Consider the following 22,827-nt stretch of genomic DNA (forward strand, 5'->3'; position numbering starts at 1 on the left):
CCAGCAGAAAGCGGCACGGACGGCTGATCAACGCAGGCTGGCCAGCCGCCTTTCCAGGTCGTCGTAAAGGCTGCGGCGTTCATCGGGGGTCAGGAACGCGCCCAGTTCGATTTCCCGCTGCCCGTCGGTCAGTGTCAGATAGGATTCGACCGGCCCACGCCGCAGCGTGGCCCGCAGCCAATAGCTGTTCGTGGTCCATTCCCGCAAAACCCCGCCCGGATCGTGCCGGGTGACTTGCGCCACCTGGCGGTCAAGGACCAGTTCCTCGGACATCTCGCCACGGCGATAGCTGTGCTGGATCGCGTACCAGACGCCGCCGATCGCCATCAGGCCGAAGGGCAGCAGCCCCCACAGCACCGAAGTTCCCAGCATCGCCACGACCGGCAGCGCCATGAAGCCTGCCGTCAGGCCGATGAACCAGACGAAGCCACGGCGCGGCAGCGACTGATAGGGCCAGGCCCTCAGCCGATACGAAACGGCCCCGGTGTGATCCGGGGCCGTATCATGCCATTCATAGGGCATCAGTGGTTATGGGCGTGGTCCCAATCCTCGCGCCGGGGAAGCTGCTCGAAGGTGTGCTCCGGCGGGGGCGAGGGCAGGGTCCATTCCAGCGTGTCCGCATGGACGTTCCAGTAGTTGTTCTCGGTCACGCGCTTGCCTGCGAACAGGGTATAGAACACGACGCCGATGAAGAACAGGAACGAGGCGAAGGACAGATAGGCACCAAGCGAGCTGATGTAGTTCCAGTAAGCGTATTCCACCGGATAGTCGATGTAGCGGCGCGGCATCCCCTGACGGCCCAGGAAGTGCTGGGGGAAGAAGGTCAGGTTCGCGCCGATGAACATCGCCCAGAAGTGAACCTTGCCCGCCCATTCCGGGTACTGGCGGCCCGACATCTTGCCGATCCAGTAATAGACGCCCGCGAACAGCGCAAAGACCGCGCCCAGCGACATCACATAGTGGAAGTGCGCGACGACGTAATAGGTGTCGTGATACACGCGGTCCAGCGGCGCCTGGGACAGCACGACGCCCGTCACGCCGCCCACGGTGAACAGGAACAGGAAGCCGAAGGCCCAGAGCATCGGGGTCTTGAACTCGATCGAGCCGCCCCACATCGTCGCGATCCACGAGAACACCTTGATGCCCGTGGGCACGGCGATCGTCATGGTGGCCAGCATGAAGTAGGACTGCTGGGTCAGCGACATGCCGACCGTGTACATGTGGTGCGCCCAGACGACGAAGCCCAGCACCCCGATCGCGGCCATGGCCAGCACCATCGGCAGATAGCCGAAGATCGGCTTCTTGGCGAAGGTGGCGATGACGTGGCTGATGATGCCGAAGCCCGGCAGGATGATGATGTACACTTCCGGGTGGCCGAAGAACCACAGGATGTGCTGGTACAGCACCGGGTCGCCGCCGCCGGCCGGGTTGAAGAAGTTGGTGCCGAAGTTGCGGTCCATCAGCAGCATGGTGATGGCGCCGGCCAGCACCGGCAAGGCCAGCAGGATCAGCCAGGCGGTGATGAAGACCGACCAGGCGAACAGCGGCACCTTGAACAGCGTCATGCCGGGGGCACGCATGTTCAGGAAGGTGGTGATGATGTTGATCGCGCCCAGGATCGACGAGGCACCCGAGACGTGGACCGCGAAGATCGCCAGGTCCATCGAATACCCGGCCTCGGTCGTGGACAGCGGCGGGTAAAGCACCCAGCCGACGCCCGAGCCAAGCTGGTCGGACCCGCCTGGCGCCAGAAGCGAGGCGATGCCCAGGCAGACGCCCGCCACATACATCCAGTAGGACAGGTTGTTCAGGCGCGGAAAGCTCATGTCCGGCGCGCCGATGTGCAGCGGCATGAAATAGTTGCCGAAGCCGCCGAACAGCGCCGGAATCACCACGAAGAACATCATCAGGACGCCGTGATAGGTGATCATCACGTTCCACAGATGCCCGTTCGGGGTGCATTCGGCGGTCGCGTCGGCGATGAAGCGCGCGCCTTCAAGGCACATGTACTGCACGCCGGGGTTTTGCAGTTCCATCCGCATGTAGACGGTGAAGCTGACCGCGATCAGCCCCACGATCCCGGACGTGAACAGGTAAAGAATACCAATGTCCTTGTGATTGGTGGACATGAACCAGCGGGTGAAGAACCCGCGTGTGTCGTGATGGTCGTCGTGGCCATGAACGGCTGCGTCTGCCATACCCGAACTCCCTCAGATATCGTGATCCGGTCCGGCAGACCGGCTATTCTCTTGGGGTCGTTCTAGCCCAGCCGTGCCGACCCGGCAATGCCCTAAGGACGCCGGGACGGCAGCTTTTGGTCGCAGAGGTGCCGGGCCGGTTCAGCGATAGACCAGAACCGGGATCTTGGAATGCGTCAACAGCTTTGTCGCCTGGCTGCCCATCACCACGGCCGCCATGCCGCGCCGCCCGTGGGATGCCATGGCGATCAGGTCGCAGCCCTTGTCCACGGCGGTCTCGATGATCGCCTGATAAGGGCTGTCGTGCCATTTGTGATGGGTCTCGACGCTGACCCCCGCCGCCGCGGCCTTGTCGCGCGCTGTCGCAAGAACCTTCTCCGCATAGGCGCGCGCATCCCCCTCATAGCTGGCGCGCGAGCTTTCGACCTGTGCCGAGGCCGGGCTGAAGACGTGGAAGGGTTCGGTGACGGTGACCACCGTTACCGCAGCGCCGATGCTGGCGGCCAGGGCCATGCCCTTGTCGACAGCCAGCGTGGCCAGTTCGGATCCGTCGGTCGGGATCAGGATATGCTTGAACACGATGCTCCTCCAGTGGTGGCGACCACGCGACTGCGTGACCGGGTTGCGCATCGGACGCTGCCACAGAGAAGGCGTTGAAAGAATGATCTGAATCAAACGGGCCGACCCAGGGACGGATCGGCCCGGCCGGTTCAGGCGGTTGCGTCACTGTGTCGCAGGCGACGCGCTTGCCAGATAGGCCGCGATGTCGGCCTGGTTCTTGTTCAGCTTGAAGGTCATCTTGGTGCGGGCCGAGCTGTCGCCGGTCTTTTCCTGCACGAACTTGTTCGGGTCGGTGATATAGGCGGCCAGATCCTCGACCGTCCAGACCTCGCCCGCGTCCTTCAGCGCGATCAGCGCCTCGGAGTACTTGTAGCCTTCCTGGGCCGCGGCGGGACGGCCCACGACGCCATAAAGATTCGGTCCGGTCGCGCCGCCCTTCACGATGTCCTCGCCCTCGGGGGACTGGATCATGTGGCAGGCCTTGCACTTGCGGAATTCCTTTTCGCCGACCGTGGCATCGCCGGCATCCTGTGCCAGTGCGGGCATGGCTAGGGTCGCACCCATCAGGGCGCCGATGATCGCAAATCTCATTCTTTCCTCGCTATTCCAAAGAAATTGGAAGTCCCAACCAACCTTCTTAAGCCCGATCGGTTCATTTGCCAGCCGTCAGAAGGTCGCATCCGGGGAAATATCCTGGCCGAAGACCGCATCGAAGGTCCGGCGCAAGGCCAGATCCAGATCCGCCATGCCCACCGGCAGGCCCAGATCGACCAGGCTGGTCACGCCGTGTCCGCTGATTCCGCAAGGGACGATGCCGGAATAATGCGACAGGTCGGGTTCGACATTAATAGCGATGCCGTGAAAGCTGACCCAGCGGCGCAGCTTGACCCCAATGGCCGCGATCTTGTCGTCGCGGATGCCGCCATCGGGCAGGGGCGCCTTGTCGGGCCGGGCCACCCAGACGCCCACGCGCCCTTCGCGGATCGCGCCCGTCACCCCGAAATCCGCCAGCGCGGCGATCACCCAGGCTTCAAGCCGGGCCACGAAGGCCCGCACGTCGCGGCCGCGCCGGTTTAGGTCCAGCATCACATAGACGATGCGCTGCCCCGGCCCGTGATAGGTGTATTGCCCGCCCCGCCCGGTCGCATGGACCGGGAAGCGCGCCTCCAAAAGGTCGGTCTGCCGCGCGCTGGTCCCGGCGGTATAAAGCGGCGGATGTTCGACCAGCCAGACCAGTTCGTCCGCCTGTCCCGCATGGATCGCCGCGACCCGCGCCTCCATGAAGGCGACTGCGTCGTCGTAATCCGTCAAGCCGTCTGCCGTGATCCATTCCACCATAGGCCCGGTCTGGCCCGGCCCACGCACGGCGTCAAGCGCGGGCGTAAGAATCCCCCTTTTCAATCCGCATCGCCTCGGCTATGACCCGCGAACTGCCCGGATGCGGTCGTGGCGGAATTGGTAGACGCGCAGCGTTGAGGTCGCTGTTCCTTAACCGGAGTGGAAGTTCGAGTCTTCTCGACCGCACCATCTTTCCCTTACATCCATCCGTAGAAAAACAGGGCGTTAGCCCGTTGCGATGAGGGATGCGATGAAGATTGCCGTGGTGGGTCTTGGTTATGTCGGTTTGTCGAATGCGGTCCTGCTGGCCCAGCATTCCAGTGTCGTGGCCCTGGACATCGACGCAGGGCGCGTCGCCGCCGTCAACGCCCGCCAAAGCCCCATCGAGGATGCCGACATCACCCGCTTCCTGGCCGAGCGCGAGCTTGACCTGACGGCCACCACCGATCCCCGGCAGGCCCTGCCGGGCGCCGACTTCGTGATCGTGGCGACGCCCACGAACTATGACCCCCGGACGAACGGCTTCGACACCTCGTCGGTCGAGGCGGTGATCGCCCTGGCCCAACAGCACGCCCCCACCGCCCCGGTCATCGTCAAATCCACCGTGCCCGTGGGCTTCACGCAAAGGATGCGGGCCGCAACGGGTTTCGACGGCATCATCTTCTCGCCCGAGTTCCTGCGCGAGGGGCTGGCGCTTCACGACAACCTCCATCCCAGCCGGATCGTGGTGGGCGACACGGGCGAGGCCGGTCGGCGCTTCGCGGCGCTTCTGGCGCAGGGGGCGATCGACCGGGACGTGCCGCTCCTGCTCACCAACTCGACCGAGGCCGAGGCGATCAAGCTGTTCGCCAACACGTTCCTGGCGATGCGCGTGGCCTATTTCAACGAACTGGACAGCTATGCCCTGACCAATGGCCTGGATTCCCATGCCATCATCCGGGGCGTGGGCCTGGATCCGCGGGTGGGCGATTACTACAACAACCCGTCCTTCGGATACGGCGGCTATTGCCTGCCCAAGGATACCAAGCAATTGCTAGCGAATTATTCGGCCGTGCCGCAGAACCTGATCACCGCCATCGTCGAGGCCAACCGCACCCGCAAGGACTTCATCGCCGACCAGATCATCGCCCGCAATCCGCGCACCGTGGGCATCTATCGGCTGGTGATGAAGGAAGGCTCCGACAATTTCCGCGACAGCGCCGTCCAGGGGATCATGAAGCGGATCAAGGCCAAGGGTATCGCCTGCATTGTCTATGAGCCGGTGCTGCAGGCCGATCACTTCTTCCATTCGCCGGTCGAGCGCGACCTGGAGGCGTTCAAGGCGAAATCCGACCTGATCATCGCCAACCGCCGCCACGACGACCTGGCCGATGTGGCCGACAAGCTGTTCACGCGCGACCTGCTGCAGCGCGACATATGACCCCAGCCGCCCGCATTTCCGCCGCGATCGAGGTTCTGGACCATATCCTTGCGGGACAGCCCGCCGAACAGGCGCTGCTGCGGTGGTCGCGGGCCAGCCGGTTCGCGGGGTCGGGCGACCGGGCGGCGGTGCGCGACCTGGTCTTCGACGCGCTGCGCTGCCGCGACAGCCACGCGGCCCTGGGCGGCGGGCTGACGGGCAGGGGGCTGATGATCGGCGGGCTGCGCGCCACGGGCAGGGACCCGGCGGAGTACTTTACCGGCCAGGGCCATGCGCCCGCCCCCTTGGGGCCACAGGATAACCCGGTCGAGGACCAGGAGACCCTGGATATCCCGGATTGGCTTCGCCCGCTCTGGGATGCCTCTTTGCGGGATCGGGCCGACGACGTGGCCCGGCTGATGCGGCAGCGTGCGCCGATCTGGCTGCGGGTCAATCCGATCAGGGCCGATGCGGCTCAGGCGGTCGCGGCCCTGGGGCAGGACGACATCACGGCAGAGCCCGATCCTCGGCTTGGCACCGCGCTGCGGGTGACGGCGAATGAACGTCGCCTGTCGCAAAGCCGCGCCTATCGGGACGGTCTTGTCGAACTTCAGGATTTGTCCCCGCAACTGGCCTGCGCATCCCTGCCTGTGGCGCCGGGGATGCGGGTGCTGGACTATTGCGCAGGTGGTGGAGGCAAGACGCTGGCCGTCGCGGGGCGGGCGCCGGATCTGACGCTGGTCGCCCATGATGCCGACCCCGCCCGGATGCGCGATCTGCCGAAGCGCGCGGACCGGGCAGGGGCCAGGGTGCGAATCGCCGAGCGCCCGACCGGCAGCTTCGATCTGGTGATGGCGGACGTTCCCTGTTCGGGATCCGGGACATGGCGGCGCACGCCCGATTCGAAATGGCGACTGACCCGGTCTGGCCTGGACGACCTGACCGCCTTGCAGGCGCGGATCCTGCGCAAGGCCGCGCCGCTGGTCGGATCGGGCGGGCATCTGGCCTATATGACCTGTTCGCTGCTTGATCCTGAAAACGGCGCGCAGATCGACCGCTTCCTGCGCGGCAACCCGGACTTCCGACAGGTGGCGCGGCATCTGTGGACCCCGCTTGATGCCGGCGACGGCTTTTTCCTGGCGCTGATGGTGCGTGGATGAGGAAGCGAGGCGCCATTAACGCCTTGTTAAGCGGTTTGGCGGTATCGAGCGTCTGGAAGGCTTGGAAGGGGGCTAGACGGATGAACCTGGGGGACACGCAGACCGCCGTGTCGCGCAATGCCGCGGTGGCGCTTCCGTTCCTGATGCTGCCGGTGGTCATCGCCGCCGTCGCGGCGCTGGCCCTTCCGCAAAGCGGCTATGGCCTGCTGGCGCTTGTCATCGGCACCATCGCGGTGGCCTGGTATATCCTGGGGGGCGTGATCTCGCTGGGCTATGTGCTGGACCGGCTGGCGGCGCGGCGTGCCCTGGCGGCCATCCGGCACGAGGTGGGCGATACCGCCGATCCCGTCTGGATCTGCGATTCCGACGGGCTGGTGATGATGCAGAACGACACCTCGCGCCAGGGTTTCGGCGACATCGCGGGGCAGAACATCCTGCGGCTGATCGCGCAGCTTCGGGCCGATGCGGACGACGATCTGAAGGGCCTGGTCCGTCGCGCGGGCTATGCCGGCTGCGCCGATCTGGCGCTTGCCTCGGGGGATACGCTGACGCTCAGCCGGGCCGAGGACGCGCCCCTGCAAATCTGGTCCTATCACAAGCGCGGGGCGCAGCCCCCCGCCCCCGCGATCGAGGAGGACGCCGAGGCCCCCGACGATTTCGAGGCGATTCCCGTGGCCCTGCTGCGCATCGCCCCCAACGGCTATATCCGTCGGGCGAATGCGGCGGCCCGCCGCCTGCTGGGAAGCAGCCTGCCCCAAGGGGTCGAGCCGGTCCATATCGGCAGCCTTCTGGACGGACCCGGCCGCCCGGCGGGAGAATGGATCGCCGAAACCCATGCCGCCCGTCGGAACGACGCCCGGTCCGAGGTGCTGCGCCTGCGCGCCCCGGAGGACGCCGCCAAGGAGCAGCATTTCCAGGTCACGCTGGCCCTCGATCCGGTCGAACAGTCCGGCCTGATCGCGGTCCTGCATGATGCAAGCGCCCTGAAGACCCTTGAGGCGCAGTTCGTCCAAAGCCAGAAGATGCAGGCCATCGGCCAGCTGGCGGGCGGGGTCGCGCATGATTTCAACAATCTTCTGACCGCCATCCGGGGCCATTGCGACCTGCTGATGCTGCGCCACGACAAGGGCGACCCCGATTATGCCGACCTGGACCAGATCGGCCAGAACGCCAACCGCGCCGCGGCCCTGGTCGGGCAGCTTCTGGCCTTTTCGCGCCGCCAGCAGCTCAAGCTGGAAACGCTGGACCCGCGCGACGTGCTTGCGGACCTGACGCATCTGCTCAACCGGCTGGTCGGCGAAAAGGTGACGCTGACCATCACCCATGATTCGGCCCAACGCGCGATTCGCGCCGACAAGCGGCAGTTGGAACAGGTGATCATGAACCTTGTCGTGAACGCCCGCGACGCCATGCCTGCGGGCGGCAACATCCAGATCAGGACCGACGTGCTGACCATCGACGGCGATCTGTCGCGCGACAAGGTTTCGCTGCCCAAGGGCGACTACCTGCGCATCAGCGTCACGGACGAGGGCTGCGGGATCGACCCGGCGCTGCGCGACAAGATCTTCGAGCCGTTCTTCACCACCAAGCGCGTGGGCGAGGGCACCGGCCTGGGCCTGTCCACCGCCTATGGCATCGTCAAGCAGACCGGCGGCTATATCTTCTGCGACAGCGATGTGGGCAAGGGCACCTGCTTCTCGCTTTACTTCCCGGCGCAGACAGGGGTCGAGCAGGTGGCCCGGCCGGTGCCTTCGCCGGCAGCGATCCCCCAGCCCGCGCAACGCGCAAGCGTCCTTCTGGTCGAGGACGAGGCCCCGGTCCGCGCCTTTGCCGCGCGCGCCTTGCGCCTGAAGGGCTATGAGGTCCACGAGGCCGCCAGTGCCGAGGAGGCCTTGGGCCTGCTGGACGACGCGCTGCGGGTGGATATCTTCGTCACCGATGTGGTCATGCCGGGCATGGACGGGCCAAGCTGGGTTCGCACCGCCCTGCAGGACCGGCCGGGGACCAAGGTGATCTTCATGTCGGGCTATACCGAGGACATCTTCGGCGAAGGCCATGACCCGATCCCCAACGCCGCCTTCCTGTCCAAGCCCTTCACCTTGAACGAACTTGTCCAGACCGTCGCCAGCCAGTTGCAGTCCCTGCCGCGCCGCCTGGATGCATGAACGGTTTGTTAATCATTCATCGTCCAGATTGGTTAAGGAAATGCGAATCCAGGCAGGATAGTCCTTGAAAAAGGCGTGCCGAACGCGCATTTATCCACAAGAACAAGAAGTGAACATGAACCCCCTCAAGGCCGGCAGATTGCCGCGCCGGCCGGGCTGTGAAATAACGGTAAGGACCATATGGCACAGGCGAGCATCTTCGACATGAACGACAAGCGCAGCGCGGACAAGCAGAAGGCGCTCGACAGCGCCCTGGCGCAGATCGAGCGCCAATTCGGCAAGGGCTCGATCATGAAGCTGGGCAAGGACAGCCCGGTGGCGGAAATCGAGGCGACCTCGACCGGGTCGCTGGGCCTGGACATCGCGCTGGGAATCGGCGGTCTGCCCAAGGGCCGCATCATCGAGATTTTCGGGCCGGAAAGCTCGGGCAAGACCACGCTGACGCTGCATGTGGTCGCGGAAGAACAGAAGAAGGGCGGCGTCTGCGCCTTCGTGGACGCGGAACACGCGCTGGATCCGCAATACGCCAAGAAGCTGGGCGTGAACCTGGACGAGCTGCTGATTTCCCAGCCCGACACGGGCGAACAGGCGCTGGAGATCGTGGACACGCTGGTGCGGTCCGGCGCGGTCAGCCTTGTCGTGGTCGACTCGGTCGCGGCGCTGACGCCAAAGTCCGAGATCGAGGGCGACATGGGCGACATGCAGATGGGCAGCCAGGCCCGCCTGATGAGCCAGGCCATGCGCAAGCTGACCGCCAGCATCGGGCGTTCGAACTGCATGGCACCGGCGGCAACGCGCTCAAGTTCTATGCCTCGGTCCGCCTCGACATCCGCCGCACCGGCGCCGTCAAGGACCGCGACGAGGTGATCGGCAACACCACCCGCGTGAAGGTCGTCAAGAACAAGGTCGCGCCGCCGTTCCGGCAGGTCGAGTTCGACATCATGTATGGCGAGGGCATCAGCAAGGTCGGCGAGTTGATCGACCTGGGCGTGAAGGCCGGCGTGGTGGAGAAATCGGGCGCCTGGTATTCCTATGGCGACGAACGCATCGGCCAGGGCCGCGAGAACGCCAAGCAGTTCCTGCGCGACAACCCCGAAAAGGCCAACGCGATCGAGGACAAGATCCGCGCCAGCCATGGCCTGGAATTCGCCGTCGAGGGCGGAGAGGACGACAGCCTGACCGAGGAGTGATCGGCAGGCCCTGGAGATCCGACGCGCGGGCAGCTTTGTCCGCGCGTTTTTCTTTGTCCGCAGATCTTGCGGGACGTAAGACTCTGCGGCGATTGCTGGACAGGACGGACGGCCGGTTATAGACCATTCGCCAGCCCGGCGTGTCCGATCGCGCCATCAGATTGCGAAGGCCCACCATGCCCACACTGAACGACATCCGCTCTACCTTCCTGAGCTTTTTCGAGCGCAACGGCCACCGGGTCGTCGAAAGCTCGCCCCTGGTGCCGCGCAACGACCCGACGCTGATGTTCACCAACTCGGGCATGGTGCAGTTCAAGAACCTGTTCACCGGGGTCGAGACGCGCGACTACAAGCGCGCGACCACGGCGCAGAAATGCGTCCGCGCGGGCGGCAAGCACAACGACCTGGACAATGTGGGCTATACCGCGCGCCACCACACCTTCTTCGAGATGCTGGGCAATTTCAGCTTCGGCGATTATTTCAAGGAACAGGCCATTCCCTTTGCATGGGAACTGCTGACCAAGGATTTCGGCATCCCCAAGGACAAGCTGCTGGTCACCGTCTATCACACCGACGACGAGGCCGCGAACATCTGGAAGAAGGTCGCGGGCCTGACGGATGACCGGATCATTCGCATCCCCACTGACGACAACTTCTGGCGGATGGGCCCGACCGGCCCCTGCGGTCCCTGCACCGAGATCTTCTTCGACCACGGCGACCATATCTGGGGCGGCCCTCCGGGCTCGGCGGATGAGGACGGCGACCGCTTCATCGAGATCTGGAACCTGGTCTTCATGCAGAACGAGCAGTTCGAGGACGGCTCGATGCGCGCGCTGGACATGCAGTCGATCGACACCGGCATGGGGCTGGAACGGATCGGCGCGCTTTTGCAGGGCAAGCACGACAACTATGACACCGACCTGATGCGCTCGTTGATCGAGGCATCGGCCCATGCCACCAGCAACGATCCCGACGGGCCGGGCAAGGTCCATCACCGGGTGATCGCGGACCATCTGCGCTCCACCAGCTTCCTGATCGCGGACGGGGTGATGCCCAGCAATGAAGGGCGCGGCTATGTGCTGCGCCGGATCATGCGCCGCGCGATGCGCCATGCGCACATGCTGGGCGCGCAGGATCCGGTCATGCACAAGCTGGTGCCGGCCCTGGTTCGCCAGATGGGCGCGGCCTATCCCGAACTGACCCGCGCGCAGGCCCTGATCGAGGAAACCCTGCGGTCCGAGGAAACCCGCTTCCGCCAGACGCTGGATCGTGGGCTGCGGCTGCTGGACGACGAACTGGCCCGACTGCCCGAGGGCGCGAACCTGCCCGGAGAGGCTGCCTTCAAGCTTTACGACACCTATGGCTTCCCGCTGGACCTGACCCAGGACGCGCTGCGCGAGCAGGGCCGGGCGGTCGATACGGCAGGCTTCGATGCCGCCATGGCCGAACAGAAGGCCAAGGCGCGGGCCGCCTGGGCGGGATCGGGCGAGGCGACGGACGCCGCGATCTGGTTCGAACTGGCCGAAAAGCACGGCGCGACCGAATTCCTGGGCTATGACACCGAGGAAGCCGAGGGCCAGATCCTTGCGGTCGTGGCCGATGGCGCGGACGTGGGCGAGGCGACCGAAGGGCAATCCGTGTCCATCGTCGTGAACCAGTCGCCCTTCTATGCCGAAAGCGGCGGCCAGGTCGGCGATACCGGGCTGATCAAGACGGAAACGGGCGCGGCCCGCGTGACGGACACGAAGAAGGTCGCGGGCGTCTTCCTGCACATGGCCGAGGTGACGATGGGCAGCATCAGCCGCGGCCAGGGCGCCACGCTGTCGGTCGATCACGACCGTCGCGGCGCGATCCGGGCCAACCATTCGGCCACGCATCTTCTGCACGAGGCGCTGCGCCGCGCGCTTGGCGACCATGTCGCGCAGCGGGGTAGCCTGAACGCGCCGGACCGGTTGCGGTTCGACTTCAGCCACAACAGTGCCGTTTCCCCCGACGAACTGTCGCGGATCGAGGCCGAGGTGAACGAGTTCATCCGCCAGAACAGCCCGGTCGAAACCCGCATCATGACCCCCGACGATGCCCGCGCCCTGGGCGCGCAGGCCCTGTTCGGCGAGAAATACGGCGAGGAGGTGCGCGTCGTGTCGATGGGCCAGCTTGCCGACAGTGGCAAGGGCGCGGATGGCCAGACCTATTCGCTGGAACTTTGCGGCGGCACGCATGTGGTGCGCACGGGCGACATCGGCGCCTTCGCGCTGTTGGGCGACAGCGCCTCCAGTGCGGGCGTCCGCCGGATCGAGGCGCTGACCGGGCAGGCCGCCTTGTCGCATCTGCGCGATTCCGACCGGCAACTGTCCGAGATCGCGGGCATCCTCAAGGCGCAAGCGGGCGACGTGGTCAACCGCGTCAAGTCGCTGGCCGACGAGCGCAAGGCGCTTGCCAACGAGGTCGCGCAACTCAAGCGCCAGCTTGCCATGGGCGGCGGCGCGGGTCAGGCGGCCAAGGACATCGGCGGCGTCAAGTTCATCGGCCGCCGGGTCGAGGGCGTTGGCGGCAAGGAACTGGGCGCCCTGGTCGATGAGATGAAGTCGCAGCTTGGCAGCGGCGCGGTGCTGGTCCTGGCGGAAGCCGAAGGCAAGGCCACGGTCGCGGCGGGCGTGACGCCGGATCTGGTGGACCGGATCAGCGCCGTGACGCTAGTGCAGACTGCCACCGCCGCGCTGGGGGGCAAGGGCGGCGGCGGGCGGCCCGACCGCGCGCAGGGCGGCGCGCCCAGCCTCGCGGCGGCCGACGATGCCATCGCCCAGGTCGAGAAACTGCTGGAGGAAACGGCATGACTGCCCTTTGGATCGCCCATGTGACCGTCACGGATGCCGACGCCTATGCGAAATACGCGCAGGCGGCGGGTCCGGCCATCGCCGCGCATGGCGGGGTTTTCCTGGCCCGCGGCGGGCGTTACCAGCAGATGGAGGGGAACGAGCGTCCGCGCAACGTGGTCGCCCGCTTTCCCAGCTTTGACGCCGCCGTTGCTTGCTATAACAGCAGCGAATACCAGGCGGCGCTTGCCCATGCGAAGGGCGCGTCCGAACGCGACCTTGTGATCGTCGAGGAAACGCCGCCGCCCGCGAAATAGGCTAGGCATATCATCCTTTCGTGGTATCTCTGTGCCAAGAACAGAAACGCGAAGGGGCAGGGTCATGTGCCGTTGGGCCGCCTATGTGGGCCAACCGATCTTTCTTGAAGACATCGTCAGCCGCCCGGATCATTCGCTGATCCGGCAAAGCCAGGGCGCGCGGCGATGCCTGACGCCTGTCAATGCCGACGGCTTCGGGCTGGCCTGGTATGGCGAACGGCCCGAGCCTGGGCTTTACCGCGACGTGATGCCCGCCTGGTCGGATCCGAACCTGCACAGCCTTGTGGCGCAGGTCCGGTCCGGACTGTTCATGGCCCATGTCCGCGCCTCCACCGGAACGGCGACCAGCCGCAACAACTGCCATCCCTTCGTGTCGGGCCGGTGGTCCTTCATGCATAACGGCCAGTTCGGCGGCTATGACGCCTTCCGCCGCGATGCCGACGTGATGATCCCCGATGACCTTTATCCGCACCGAAAGGGCGCCACCGACAGCGAGGCGCTGTTCCTGATCGCCTTGGGCGAAGGTCTGGACCATGATCCCAAGGGTGCGATGGAACGCGCCATGGCGCGGCTGACCGATCTGTCGATGCGGCGGGGCTGCGCGCCCTTTGTCCGCGCGGCCTGCGCATTCTCGGATGGGCGACGGCTTTACGCGCTACGCTATGCCAGCGACGATCAGGCACCCAGCCTTTACCACCGCTGGTCGCAGACCCGGGGCGGCCGCGCCGTCGTGTCCGAGCCGCTGGAAACCGAGGAAAGCGACTGGATCGAGATCCCGCCCGGCAGCTTCTGCGTCTTCGACCAGGACAGCGTGGCGGTCCAGCCCTTTGTCCCGCAGATGCAGGCCCAGGCCGCCTGATCAGCCTTGCGAAGGGGCCGTGCGGGGGGCGGGGGGCGTTGCCTCTCCGGCAACCGGTTCGGGCGTCGCGCCTGCGGAATGGTCGCTGGTCGCGGGGGACGCGGCCTGGGGCAGGGCGGGCACGGGTTCGGGCGCGCGCATGGGCGAGGCGGCGGCCGGATATTCCGGCTGCGGCTGGCGTGTCGCAGGCCCGGACGCGATGCTGGCCACCGCCCGGCGGAAGACCAGCAGGTTGTGATACACGGTGCTGCGCCCGGTCAGGCCGCTGCGTTCCTCGGACGGCAGCACGTCGGCGCGGACATATTCCCAGCCGTCCTTCGCCATCCGGTTCAACTCGGTCGTCAGGGCGACCGAATATCGGTCCGAGGGGGTCTTGGCGTCCTTGGCCTTTTCTCCGCGCAGGGGGGCCGGAATGACGCTGTATTCGAACTGGCTCAAGGCGATGCTCCCTATCGTGCGCGGCCTGCATCCCGCGATAACCTGATGCAGGGGTTGCGGTTCCAATCGTCGGAACCGCGCCGGTCACATCCCCAGCTTCTGCGCGACCAGATCGTTCACCGCCGCAGGATTGGCCTTGCCGCCGGTGGCCTTCAGCACCTGGCCCACGAACCAGCCTGCCAGCTTGGGATTGGCGCGGGCCTTTTCGACCTGGGCTGGGTTCGCCGCGATGATCTCGTCCACGGCCTTTTCGATGGCGCCCAGGTCGGTCACCTGGCGCATCCCGCGTGCCTCGACGATCTGGGCCGGGTCGCCGCCTTCGGTCCACAGGATCTCGAACAGGTCCTTGGCGATCTTGCCCGAGATGTCGCCCCTGGCGATCAGGTCGATCACGCCGCCAAGCTGGTCGGCCGACACGGGCGAGGTGTCGATGGTCAGCCCTTCCTTGTTCAGGCGGCCGAACAATTCGTTGATGACCCAGTTCGCGGCCTGCTTGCCGTCGCGGCCCTTGGCGACCGCCTCGAAGAAGTCGGCATTCTCGACCTCGGCGGTCAGCACGCCCGCGTCATATTCCGACAAGCCCAGTTCCTTGACGAAGCGCGCCTTCTTTTCGTCCGGCAGTTCGGGCATGGCGGCGGCGATGTCGTCCACCCAGGCCTGTTCGATGTCCAGGGGCAGCAGGTCGGGATCGGGGAAATAGCGATAGTCATGCGCTTCCTCCTTGGACCGCATCGACCGGGTTTCGCCCTTGTCGGGGTCGTAAAGGCGGGTTTCCTGCACGACCGTGCCGCCGTCCTCGATGATGGCGATCTGGCGGCGGGCCTCGTATTCGATGGCCTGCTGGATGAAGCGCAGCGAGTTCATGTTCTTGATCTCGCAGCGGGTGCCCAGGTGACTGAAGTCCTGGGTTTCCTGATAGCGTTCATAGGCGCCGGGCGGGCAGACGCTGACGTTCACGTCGGCGCGCAGGTTGCCGTTCTGCATGTTGCCGTCGCAGGTGCCCAGGTAACGCATGATCTGGCGCAGCTTGGCGACATAGGCGGCCGCTTCCTCGGGTCCCCGGATGTCGGGACGGCTGACGATCTCCATCAGGGCCACGCCGGTGCGGTTGAGATCCACGAAGGACATGTTCGGATCCATGTCGTGGATCGACTTGCCCGCGTCCTGTTCCAGGTGGATGCGCTCGATGCGGACACGGCGCGCGATGCCGGGGCCCATGTCCACGATCACCTCTCCCTCGCCCACGATGGGGTGGTAAAGCTGGCTGATCTGATAGCCCTGCGGCAGGTCCGGGTAGAAATAGTTCTTGCGGTCGAAGGCCGAACGCAGGTTGATCGCGGCCTTCAGGCCAAGGCCGGTCCGCACCGCCTGGGCCACGCAGAATTCGTTGATGACCGGCAGCATGCCGGGCATTGCCGCATCGACGAAGGCCACGTTGCTGTTGGGTTCCGAACCGAAGGCGGTCGAGGCGCCCGAGAACAGCTTGGCCTTGGACGCGACCTGGGCATGAACCTCGAGCCCGATGACCAGTTCCCAGTCGCCCTTTGCCCCCGCGATGGTCTTGGGCTGGGGTGCGGTGAAGGAAAGATGGTCAAGCATCGGGAACCTCGGATAGGTCTGGCGCGTATTTCAGATGCAGCCTTTTAGGTCAGCACGCGGGTGATGTCACGGGGCGGCAACGCCAAAAATCCTGTCGTGATCGTCAGCGACAAGTTGCCGATCCGGCCGCGAAAATGACGTAAATGGTTAACAAACGGCTTTGAAAACAGACCGTCGGCGGATTTCCGATCATCGGAATTCTGCAGCTTGGCGTGTTGCCGCCGATGATTTTGCTGCCGTCTTGCCAGATTTTCCAACCGGGATATGGGGTTGTTCAACGAAACAACCCCCGAGGCCCTGATGCGCGCTGCGCTCCTTCCACTCGCCGCCCTGGCTTTCCTGGCTGCGTGCCAGTCGACCATGACCCCGCAGTCCCAATCCAAGGCCGAGGCAGAAGCGCAGCAGATGCAGCTTGCCGTCAAGCCGCCGATGCGGTGGGGTCAGGCAACCGGGTCCGAGCAGTGGACGCAGGCGACGCTGGCGGCCCTGGACCGCGAAGGGGTCACGATCCTGTCGCGCGTGCCGGGCGACATCGACAGCTTCTGCCCGAACTATGAACAACTGAACACCACGGGTCGCAAAGCTTTCTGGGCGGGCCTGCTGTCGGCGGTGGCCAAGCATGAAAGTACCTACAACCCGCAGGCCAGCGGCGGCGGCGGGAAATGGCTGGGCCTGATGCAGATCGCGCCCGCGACCTGGCGCAATTATGGCTGCGACGGCAACATCAAGAACGGCGGCGACAACATGTCCTGCGCGGTCAAGATCATGTCGCGCCAGGTCGCGCGGGACAACGCGGTCGCCCATGACGGCAACGGCTGGCGCGGCATCGCGCGGGACTGGGCGCCCCTGCGCAACGCGTCCAAGCGCGCCGACATCGCGGCCTGGACCAGCAGCCAGAGCTATTGCCGGCCGAAGGCGTAAGGGGCTTCGCCCCTCGGCTCGTTCCGAGCCTCACCCCAGGATATTTGGGCACAGAAGATGAGGGCGGGGATTTCCCCGCCCTTTGCCGTGTCTAGCGAAGCGCGGCCAGGATGCGTGCCCAGGACCGGGCGCCCTTGGCGAAGCTGCGGATGTCGTATTTCTCGTTCGGGGAATGGATGCGGTCGTCGTCGCGGGCAAAGCCGATCAGCATGGAATCCATGCCCAGGATGGTCTTGAAATCCCCCGCGATGGGAATGGATCCGCCGCTGCCGATAAAGGCGGCCTCTTGCCCCCATTCATCGCCCAAGGCCGCCCGTGCCGCCGCGAAAGCCGGATCCGAGGTATCCATGACGCTGGCCGGGCTGCCGCCGTGTTCGTGGAACTCGACCGTGCAATCGGCGGGCAGGAAGCTGCGGACATGGTCGCGGAAGGCCGCGCGGATGCGGGCGGGATCCTGGCGGCCGGTCAGGCGGAAGCTGACCTTGGCCCGCGCCTCGGCCGGAAGCACGGTCTTGAAGCCTTCGCCGGTATAGCCGCCGGTGATGCCGTTGATTTCCGCCGTGGGGCGGTTCCAGGCCATCTCGACCGGTATCCGGCCCGCCTCGCCGATGGGATGGGACAGGCCCACGCGGCCCAGCATCGCGCCCGCGTCGAAGCCAAGCGACTCCCAGTCGCGGCGCAACTCGGGGGTCAGGTCATCTGCGCCGTCGTAGAAGCCGGGCAGGGTGACGCGGCCATCCCCGTCCTTCAGCGCCGCAAGCGCCTGGGCCAGCACCATGATGGGGTTCGCCGCAAGTCCGCCGAACAGGCCCGAATGCAAGTCGCGGTCGGCGCCGCGAATCACGACTTCCTCGCCCACCAGTCCGCGCAACTGCGTGACGATGGCCGGGCGCGTTCCGCCGAACAGTTCCGTATCGCAGATCAGCGCCAGCGAGGCGCGCAGCTCATCGGCATTCTCGTGCAGGAAGGGCCGCAGGGATGGCGAGCCGGATTCCTCCTCTCCCTCCAGCAGCAGGATCAGGTCGCTGGGCAATTCGCCATGGACCTCGCGCCAGGCGCGGAAGGCTTCGACGAAGGTCATCAGTTGGCCCTTGTCGTCCGACGCACCCCGTGCGCGGATCACGCGGCCCGCAGGCGTGTCCTCGATCACCGGGTCGAAGGGCGGGTGGTCCCACAGCGACAGGGGATCGACCGGCTGCACGTCGTAATGGCCATAGAACAGCAATGGCCGCGCGCCGCCCGGCTGCGACCGGGCGATCACCATGGGATGCCCCGGCGTGTCACGGATTTCGGCCTGGAACCCGATCCCGGCCAGTTCGTCCCGCAACCACGCGGCGGCGGCCCGCACATCGCCCGCATGGGCCGGATCGGTCGAGATCGAGGGAATGCGCAGAAAGGCCGCCAGCCGGTCCAGGGCCGCATCCAATCCTTCATCCAGCCGGTGCAAGACCGCGTCCAATCTGGTATCCTGTGCCATGTCGTCCTTTGTCTTTCCGAGTCGTTTTCTAAGTATTCACAATGGTCCTTTGGTCCACGTGCGACAATTTTAACCTGTCATTCGCGTCATTTGACATGTATCAACGTCAGACCGCGCGCGATCTGACAATGATTGCCCCCAGCCAGCTATGCAAGGGAACGCCCGCAATGAATTATGATGCCGCCCTGGACCAGGCTATCGGTCGGCTGCACGAGGAAGGCCGTTACCGGACCTTCATCGACATCGAGCGGGTGAAGGGCCAGTTTCCCCAAGCCGTCTGGACGCGCCCCGATGGCGAAAAGCAGGACATCACCGTCTGGTGCGGCAACGATTACCTGGGCATGGGCCAGCATCCGGTGGTGCTGGCGGCGATGCACGAGGCCTTGGACGCCGTCGGCGCCGGTTCGGGCGGCACGCGCAACATCTCGGGCACGACCATCTATCACAAGCGGCTCGAGGCCGAGTTGGCCGACCTGCACGGCAAGGAAGCCGCCCTGGTCTTTTCCAGCGCCTATATCGCCAACGACGCGACGCTTTCCACGCTGCGCAAGCTGTTCCCCGGCCTGATCATCTATTCGGACGAACTGAACCACGCGTCCATGATCGAGGGGATCAAGCGGTTCGACGGCGCCAAGCGCATCTTCCGCCACAACGACCTTGCGCATCTGCGGCAGTTACTGGAAGCCGACGATCCGACCCTGCCCAAGCTGATCGCGTTCGAATCCATCTATTCGATGGACGGCGACTTTGGTCCCATCGCGGCGATCTGCGATCTGGCGGACGAATTCAACGCCCTGACCTATCTGGACGAGGTGCATGCGGTCGGCATGTATGGCCCCCGCGGCGGCGGCGTGGCCGAACGCGACGGGCTGATGGACCGCATCGACATCTTCAACGGCACGCTGGGCAAGGCCTTCGGGGTCTTCGGCGGCTATATCGCGGCAAGCGCCAAGATGGTGGACGCGATCCGGTCCTATGCGCCGGGCTTCATCTTCACCACGTCCTTGCCGCCTGCTGTGGCGGCGGGTGCCGCGGCCTCGATCCGGTTCCTGAAGGGCGCCGAGGGCCAGCACCTGCGCGATGCGCAGCAGTTGCACGCGCGGATCCTGAAGATGCGGCTGAAGTCGCTGGGAATGCCCATCATCGACCACGGCAGCCACATCGTTCCGGTCCATGTCGGCCATCCGGTCCATTGCAAGATGCTGTCGGACATGCTGCTGCGCGACTATGGCATCTATGTCCAGCCGATCAACTTCCCCACCGTTCCGCGCGGTACCGAACGGCTGCGTTTCACCCCCTCGCCGGTTCATGCGCCGCGCCAGATCGACCATCTGGTCAAGGCCATGGACAGGTTGTGGTCTCATTGCGCGCTCAACCGACAGGAAATGAGCGCGTAACGCATTCCACGAGTGAACTGCTCTCGCCTGCGTGATAAGCTCGATATAAGAAAAACGAGGAACCGTTTGATTCGTGGCGGTGTTCCTTAATCGGGCAATGAGGCAGACAGAAAATGAGCAGGCTGCGGGCTGAGAACCCGGCAGAGGAGATTTCGCAGGTGGAGGAAGTGCATCATTTCCTCGACGATGATACGCGTCTTGGCGATATCATGCGGGGCGAACGGGCGACTTTGGGCAAGTCGCTTCTGGATGTGCAGCGCGAACTGCGCATCCGTGCCTCTTACGTTGCCGCGATCGAGAATTGCGACATCACCGCCTTTGACGCGCCCAGCTTCGTGTCGGGCTATGTCCGGTCCTATGCCCGTTATCTGGGGATGGATCCCGACTGGACCTTTCGGCGGTTCTGCCTGGAATCCGGCTTCCAGCCCACGCATGGCATGGCCCAGGCGGCGGCGGGCCCCAAGCCGCTGAAGCGGCCCTCGGATCCGGTCGAGGCCCTGGCCAATCCCAAGGCGCTGTTCATTCCCCAGCAGGAAAGCTTCTGGTCCGACATCGAGCCGCGCGCGGTCGGCGCAGTGCTGGTGCTAATCGCGCTTGTCTGTGGACTGGGCTATGGCGGCTGGGCCGTCCTGCAAGAGGTCCAGCGCGTGACCCTGACCCCGGGCGAGAATGCGCCGGGCGTCGTGACCGCGCTTGATCCGGTCGAGGGTGCCGGCATGGCCGAACCCGCCCTGGATCTGTCCGACACCACCGATCTGGCGCAGGCTTTGCCGCAGCCCGAAGGGCTGGACAGGCTTTATCGCCCGCAGATCCTGGAAGCGCCGGTCCTGACCGCGCGCGACGGTCCCATCGCGGCCATCGACCCTGGCCTGACGTCGGTCCCTGCCCCGACGGGCGAGGCGCAGGCCGTTCCCGAGACCGCGACCGCCATCCAGCGCGCCCTGGCCGAGGCCGGGGCGGTCGAATTCGGCCCGGCCATGCCCGAGGAGGCGGCGGCCGCGATCACCGTCGCGCCCGATGCCCCCGCGCTGGAACTGCTAGCGGCGCGGCCTGCCTGGGTGCGCGTGACGTCGGCCGACGGGACGGTTCTGCTGGAAAAGATCATGGATGCGGGCGAACGCTTCACGCTGCCCGCCCTGGAGGAGCCGCCCTTGCTGCGCACGGGGAATTCCGGGGCCGTCTATTTCGCAGTCAACGGCCAGACCTTTGGTCCGGCGGCGCCCGGCCCGCAGGTGGTCAAGAACATCAAGCTGTCGCCCGAGGAGGTGACGGGCAGCTTTGCCCTTGCCGATCTGAATGCCGATCCCGAACTGGCGCAGCTGATCGCCGTGGCGCAGGCAACGCCCGTCACGGATGCGCAGACGACAACGGAATAGCGTCCCGCGACAGCCGGGGGACTTTGCGTCCCCCGGACCCCCTGCAGGATATTTCGCCCAGAATGAATGAAGGGGGTTATTCCCCCCAGGTGCGTTCCAGCAGGTTGATCCAGTTTTCGCTGGCGATCTTGCGGATCAAGGCCTCGCCATAGCCATGCGCTTCCATTTGGGCCAGAAGGGCGGGAAGGGCGGCGGCATCGGGCAGGTCGCGCGGCATCAGGGCGCCGTCGAAATCGGACCCCAGGGCTACCCCATCCTCGCCCAGCATCGCCAGCATCCGGTCCAGGTGGCGCAACATCGTGTCGAAGCCCTCCAGCGGCAGGCGCCGCCCGTCTTCCCGCAGGAAGCTGGAGGCGAAGTTCAGCCCGACCAAGCCGCGGCTGTCGGCGATCACCTGCAACTGCCGGTCGGTCAGGTTGCGGCTGCTTTCGCTGACGCTGTGGACGCAGCTGTGGCTGGCGACCAGCGGCGCGTCGGACAGGGCGGCGACATCGTTGAAGCCCGCCTCGTTCAGGTGCGACAGATCCAGCATGATCCGCAGGCTGTTGCATTCGCGGACCAAGGTCTTGCCCGCATCCGTCAGCCCGTCCCCGGTGTCGGGCGAGGAGGGAAAGGCGAAAGGCACGCCGTGGCCATAGGCGGTCGGCCGGGACCAGACCGGCCCCAGGGACCGCAGGCCCGCCGCGTGCCACAGGTGAAGGGCGTCCATGTCGGAAATCGCCTCTGCCCCCTCCATATGCATGATCGCGGCGATGCGGCCCGCAGCGACGGTTTCGCGGATGCCGCGCGCGGTGGTGACGATGTCCAGCGTGCCGGTCCGTTCCAGCGCCTTCAGCGCCGCGGCCTGGGCAAAGGCATGGGGCAGGGCCTGGGCAAAGGGGATCTGTTCCGGCAGCGGCATGGCGAAGGGCGGGTTTTCCATCAGCGCCACGGCGGCGGAGTCGTTCGGCCCCTGGGGCGAGGGGATCCAGATCGCGAAGAACCCGCCGATCATCCCGCCTGCGCGCGCCCGCGGCAGGTCCAGATGGCCCGTGCCATCGCCGTCCAGCCAGACCCCGGTGCCCCCTGTCACCACGCGTTGCAGGAAATCGTTGTGGCCGTCGAATACCGGGATCATCCGCTTCTCCTTCAATCCTGGCCCGACCATGCACATCCCTGCGCGGGCGGCAATGGCTGGCGCTTGGCGGGCAGCGCGATTCGGCCTTAGGCTGGCCCTGCAAGCGACAGGAGACGCCAGCCATGCCCGACATCCGCCCCGATTTCGATGGACAGACCGTCATCACCACCTTCGAGGTGACGCCCGGCAGCGCCCATGACGTGCTGGATCTGCTGACCGAGGCCTGGGACCAGGTGATCCGCCGCCAGCCGGGCTTCGTGTCGGGGGCGATCCACCTGAACGATGCGCAGACCCGCATCGCGACCTATTCGCAATGGCGCGATCGCAAGGATTACCAGGCCATGCTGCGCAGCGACGAAATGCGGCGCCGGAACCGCGACATCAACGGCATGTGCAAGAGCTTCGAGCCGGTGATGTACGAAGTCCAGGCCGTCTTCAACACGGATGCTGCGCCTGCGAAATAACCCGTGCAATGGCAGCGCCCGACCGCTAACCTTCCGTC

General features: G+C 65.7%; 20 protein-coding genes, 1 tRNA gene and 1 pseudogene. 12 read left to right on the plus strand and 10 right to left on the minus strand.

What is annotated here, in order from left to right:
• Window positions 1-27 precede the first annotated feature (27 nt).
• The 5 genes from IEX25_RS11750 to lipB all read right to left on the minus strand — a co-directional run bounded on the left by IEX25_RS11750 (window position 28) and on the right by lipB (window position 4,097).
• Entirely contained in the window at window positions 28-522 is a 495-nt protein-coding gene (locus tag IEX25_RS11750; protein ID WP_103172952.1) for a DUF2244 domain-containing protein, read from the minus strand.
• Window positions 522-2,198, minus strand: coding sequence for a cytochrome c oxidase subunit I (locus IEX25_RS11755; RefSeq protein WP_103172951.1), 1,677 nt, complete (start codon window positions 2,196-2,198; stop codon window positions 522-524). The genes IEX25_RS11750 and IEX25_RS11755 overlap by 1 nt, the downstream gene beginning before the upstream one ends.
• A gap of 141 nt (window positions 2,199-2,339) precedes the next feature.
• Window positions 2,340-2,777 carry a universal stress protein gene (locus tag IEX25_RS11760; RefSeq protein WP_103172950.1) on the minus strand — a complete coding sequence of 146 codons (438 nt, stop codon included), beginning with the start codon at window positions 2,775-2,777 and terminating at the stop codon, window positions 2,340-2,342.
• Window positions 2,778-2,921: 144 nt separating this feature from the next.
• On the minus strand, window positions 2,922-3,350 hold the full coding sequence (locus tag IEX25_RS11765) for a c-type cytochrome (protein WP_103172949.1): 429 nt from the start codon (window positions 3,348-3,350) through the stop codon (window positions 2,922-2,924).
• Window positions 3,351-3,425: 75 nt separating this feature from the next.
• Window positions 3,426-4,097, minus strand: coding sequence for a lipoyl(octanoyl) transferase LipB (lipB, locus tag IEX25_RS11770; RefSeq protein WP_103172948.1), 672 nt, complete (start codon window positions 4,095-4,097; stop codon window positions 3,426-3,428).
• Window positions 4,098-4,199: 102 nt separating this feature from the next.
• On the opposite strand from lipB, the gene IEX25_RS11775 reads away from it, so the two are divergent.
• The 8 genes and pseudogenes from IEX25_RS11775 (at window position 4,200) to IEX25_RS11810 (ending at window position 14,000) form a co-directional block, all read left to right on the plus strand.
• Window positions 4,200-4,286: transfer RNA gene (locus IEX25_RS11775), tRNA-Leu, on the plus strand.
• A 61-nt stretch (window positions 4,287-4,347) separates the two neighbouring features.
• Window positions 4,348-5,517, plus strand: coding sequence for a nucleotide sugar dehydrogenase (locus IEX25_RS11780; protein WP_188715239.1), 1,170 nt, complete (start codon window positions 4,348-4,350; stop codon window positions 5,515-5,517).
• Window positions 5,514-6,656, plus strand: a complete 1,143-nt coding sequence (locus IEX25_RS11785) for an RsmB/NOP family class I SAM-dependent RNA methyltransferase (protein ID WP_188715241.1) — start codon at window positions 5,514-5,516, stop codon at window positions 6,654-6,656. Before IEX25_RS11780 ends, IEX25_RS11785 begins: the two co-directional genes overlap by 4 nt.
• 80 nt (window positions 6,657-6,736) lie before the next feature.
• Window positions 6,737-8,821 (plus strand): hybrid sensor histidine kinase/response regulator, encoded by a 2,085-nt coding sequence (locus IEX25_RS11790; RefSeq protein WP_229665148.1) that lies wholly within the window; start codon window positions 6,737-6,739, stop codon window positions 8,819-8,821.
• Between the two features lie 180 nt (window positions 8,822-9,001).
• Window positions 9,002-10,011: pseudogene (locus IEX25_RS11795) on the plus strand (recombinase RecA).
• Window positions 10,012-10,187: 176 nt separating this feature from the next.
• Complete coding sequence (gene alaS, locus IEX25_RS11800) at window positions 10,188-12,845, plus strand: alanine--tRNA ligase (RefSeq protein ID WP_103172943.1); 2,658 nt, start codon at window positions 10,188-10,190, stop codon at window positions 12,843-12,845.
• Complete coding sequence (locus tag IEX25_RS11805) at window positions 12,842-13,141, plus strand: DUF1330 domain-containing protein (RefSeq protein WP_103172942.1); 300 nt, start codon at window positions 12,842-12,844, stop codon at window positions 13,139-13,141. The genes alaS and IEX25_RS11805 overlap by 4 nt, the downstream gene beginning before the upstream one ends.
• Window positions 13,142-13,205: 64 nt before the next feature.
• The gene (locus IEX25_RS11810; protein WP_103172941.1) at window positions 13,206-14,000 is read left to right on the plus strand and encodes a class II glutamine amidotransferase; all 795 of its coding nucleotides are present in this window, start codon (window positions 13,206-13,208) and stop codon (window positions 13,998-14,000) included.
• Here the strand turns inward: IEX25_RS11810 and IEX25_RS11815 are convergent, their stop codons facing one another.
• The 3 genes from IEX25_RS11815 to IEX25_RS11825 form a co-directional block, all read right to left on the minus strand.
• Window positions 14,001-14,438 (minus strand): DUF4177 domain-containing protein, encoded by a 438-nt coding sequence (locus IEX25_RS11815; protein WP_103172940.1) that lies wholly within the window; start codon window positions 14,436-14,438, stop codon window positions 14,001-14,003.
• An 84-nt stretch (window positions 14,439-14,522) separates the two neighbouring features.
• Window positions 14,523-16,037: an Asp-tRNA(Asn)/Glu-tRNA(Gln) amidotransferase subunit GatB gene (gatB, locus tag IEX25_RS11820; protein ID WP_188715245.1), complete on the minus strand. Its 1,515-nt coding sequence runs from the start codon at window positions 16,035-16,037 to the stop codon at window positions 14,523-14,525.
• 44 nt (window positions 16,038-16,081) lie between these two features.
• Window positions 16,082-16,399, minus strand: coding sequence for a hypothetical protein (locus tag IEX25_RS11825; protein ID WP_188715316.1), 318 nt, complete (start codon window positions 16,397-16,399; stop codon window positions 16,082-16,084).
• Between IEX25_RS11825 and IEX25_RS11830 the strand changes: the two genes are divergently transcribed.
• Complete coding sequence (locus IEX25_RS11830; RefSeq protein WP_229665149.1) at window positions 16,398-16,958, plus strand: transglycosylase SLT domain-containing protein; 561 nt, start codon at window positions 16,398-16,400, stop codon at window positions 16,956-16,958. The genes IEX25_RS11825 and IEX25_RS11830 overlap by 2 nt on opposite strands.
• A 91-nt stretch (window positions 16,959-17,049) precedes the next feature.
• On the opposite strand, the gene IEX25_RS11835 is transcribed toward IEX25_RS11830, so the two are convergent.
• On the minus strand, window positions 17,050-18,435 hold the full coding sequence (locus IEX25_RS11835) for a M20/M25/M40 family metallo-hydrolase (RefSeq protein ID WP_188715247.1): 1,386 nt from the start codon (window positions 18,433-18,435) through the stop codon (window positions 17,050-17,052).
• A gap of 167 nt (window positions 18,436-18,602) precedes the next feature.
• Between IEX25_RS11835 and hemA the strand changes: the two genes are divergently transcribed.
• Together hemA and IEX25_RS11845 are read left to right on the plus strand one after the other, a co-directional pair.
• The gene (gene hemA, locus IEX25_RS11840; protein ID WP_103172937.1) at window positions 18,603-19,832 is read left to right on the plus strand and encodes a 5-aminolevulinate synthase; all 1,230 of its coding nucleotides are present in this window, start codon (window positions 18,603-18,605) and stop codon (window positions 19,830-19,832) included.
• Between the two features lie 113 nt (window positions 19,833-19,945).
• The gene (locus IEX25_RS11845; RefSeq protein WP_103172936.1) at window positions 19,946-21,208 is read left to right on the plus strand and encodes a helix-turn-helix domain-containing protein; all 1,263 of its coding nucleotides are present in this window, start codon (window positions 19,946-19,948) and stop codon (window positions 21,206-21,208) included.
• A gap of 76 nt (window positions 21,209-21,284) precedes the next feature.
• Here IEX25_RS11845 and IEX25_RS11850 read toward each other — a convergent pair whose 3' ends face one another.
• The gene (locus IEX25_RS11850; RefSeq protein WP_103172935.1) at window positions 21,285-22,325 is read right to left on the minus strand and encodes a dipeptidase; all 1,041 of its coding nucleotides are present in this window, start codon (window positions 22,323-22,325) and stop codon (window positions 21,285-21,287) included.
• A gap of 122 nt (window positions 22,326-22,447) precedes the next feature.
• On the opposite strand from IEX25_RS11850, the gene IEX25_RS11855 reads away from it, so the two are divergent.
• Window positions 22,448-22,789, plus strand: a complete 342-nt coding sequence (locus IEX25_RS11855; protein ID WP_103172934.1) for an antibiotic biosynthesis monooxygenase family protein — start codon at window positions 22,448-22,450, stop codon at window positions 22,787-22,789.
• Window positions 22,790-22,827: the final 38 nt, after the last annotated feature.

This window comes from Paracoccus acridae (genome assembly GCF_014642735.1).
GTDB lineage: Bacteria > Pseudomonadota > Alphaproteobacteria > Rhodobacterales > Rhodobacteraceae > Paracoccus > Paracoccus acridae.

Excerpts from the sequence above, each read along its gene's own strand:
- IEX25_RS11750 (WP_103172952.1), bottom strand. The coding sequence starts at position 522 with ATGCCCTATGAATGGCATGATACGGCCCCGGATCACACCGGGGCCGTT.
- IEX25_RS11755 (WP_103172951.1), bottom strand. The coding sequence starts at position 2,198 with ATGGCAGACGCAGCCGTTCATGGCCACGACGACCATCACGACACACGC.
- IEX25_RS11765 (WP_103172949.1), bottom strand. The coding sequence starts at position 3,350 with ATGAGATTTGCGATCATCGGCGCCCTGATGGGTGCGACCCTAGCCATG.
- lipB (WP_103172948.1), bottom strand. The coding sequence starts at position 4,097 with ATGGTGGAATGGATCACGGCAGACGGCTTGACGGATTACGACGACGCA.
- IEX25_RS11780 (WP_188715239.1), top strand. The coding sequence starts at position 4,348 with ATGAAGATTGCCGTGGTGGGTCTTGGTTATGTCGGTTTGTCGAATGCG.
- IEX25_RS11785 (WP_188715241.1), top strand. The coding sequence starts at position 5,514 with ATGACCCCAGCCGCCCGCATTTCCGCCGCGATCGAGGTTCTGGACCAT.
- IEX25_RS11790 (WP_229665148.1), top strand. The coding sequence starts at position 6,737 with ATGAACCTGGGGGACACGCAGACCGCCGTGTCGCGCAATGCCGCGGTG.
- alaS (WP_103172943.1), top strand. The coding sequence starts at position 10,188 with ATGCCCACACTGAACGACATCCGCTCTACCTTCCTGAGCTTTTTCGAG.
- IEX25_RS11805 (WP_103172942.1), top strand. The coding sequence starts at position 12,842 with ATGACTGCCCTTTGGATCGCCCATGTGACCGTCACGGATGCCGACGCC.
- IEX25_RS11810 (WP_103172941.1), top strand. The coding sequence starts at position 13,206 with ATGTGCCGTTGGGCCGCCTATGTGGGCCAACCGATCTTTCTTGAAGAC.
- gatB (WP_188715245.1), bottom strand. The coding sequence starts at position 16,037 with ATGCTTGACCATCTTTCCTTCACCGCACCCCAGCCCAAGACCATCGCG.
- IEX25_RS11830 (WP_229665149.1), top strand. The coding sequence starts at position 16,398 with ATGACCCCGCAGTCCCAATCCAAGGCCGAGGCAGAAGCGCAGCAGATG.
- IEX25_RS11825 (WP_188715316.1), bottom strand. The coding sequence starts at position 16,399 with ATGGTCGACTGGCACGCAGCCAGGAAAGCCAGGGCGGCGAGTGGAAGG.
- IEX25_RS11835 (WP_188715247.1), bottom strand. The coding sequence starts at position 18,435 with ATGGCACAGGATACCAGATTGGACGCGGTCTTGCACCGGCTGGATGAA.
- hemA (WP_103172937.1), top strand. The coding sequence starts at position 18,603 with ATGAATTATGATGCCGCCCTGGACCAGGCTATCGGTCGGCTGCACGAG.
- IEX25_RS11845 (WP_103172936.1), top strand. The coding sequence starts at position 19,946 with ATGAGCAGGCTGCGGGCTGAGAACCCGGCAGAGGAGATTTCGCAGGTG.
- IEX25_RS11850 (WP_103172935.1), bottom strand. The coding sequence starts at position 22,325 with ATGATCCCGGTATTCGACGGCCACAACGATTTCCTGCAACGCGTGGTG.
- IEX25_RS11855 (WP_103172934.1), top strand. The coding sequence starts at position 22,448 with ATGCCCGACATCCGCCCCGATTTCGATGGACAGACCGTCATCACCACC.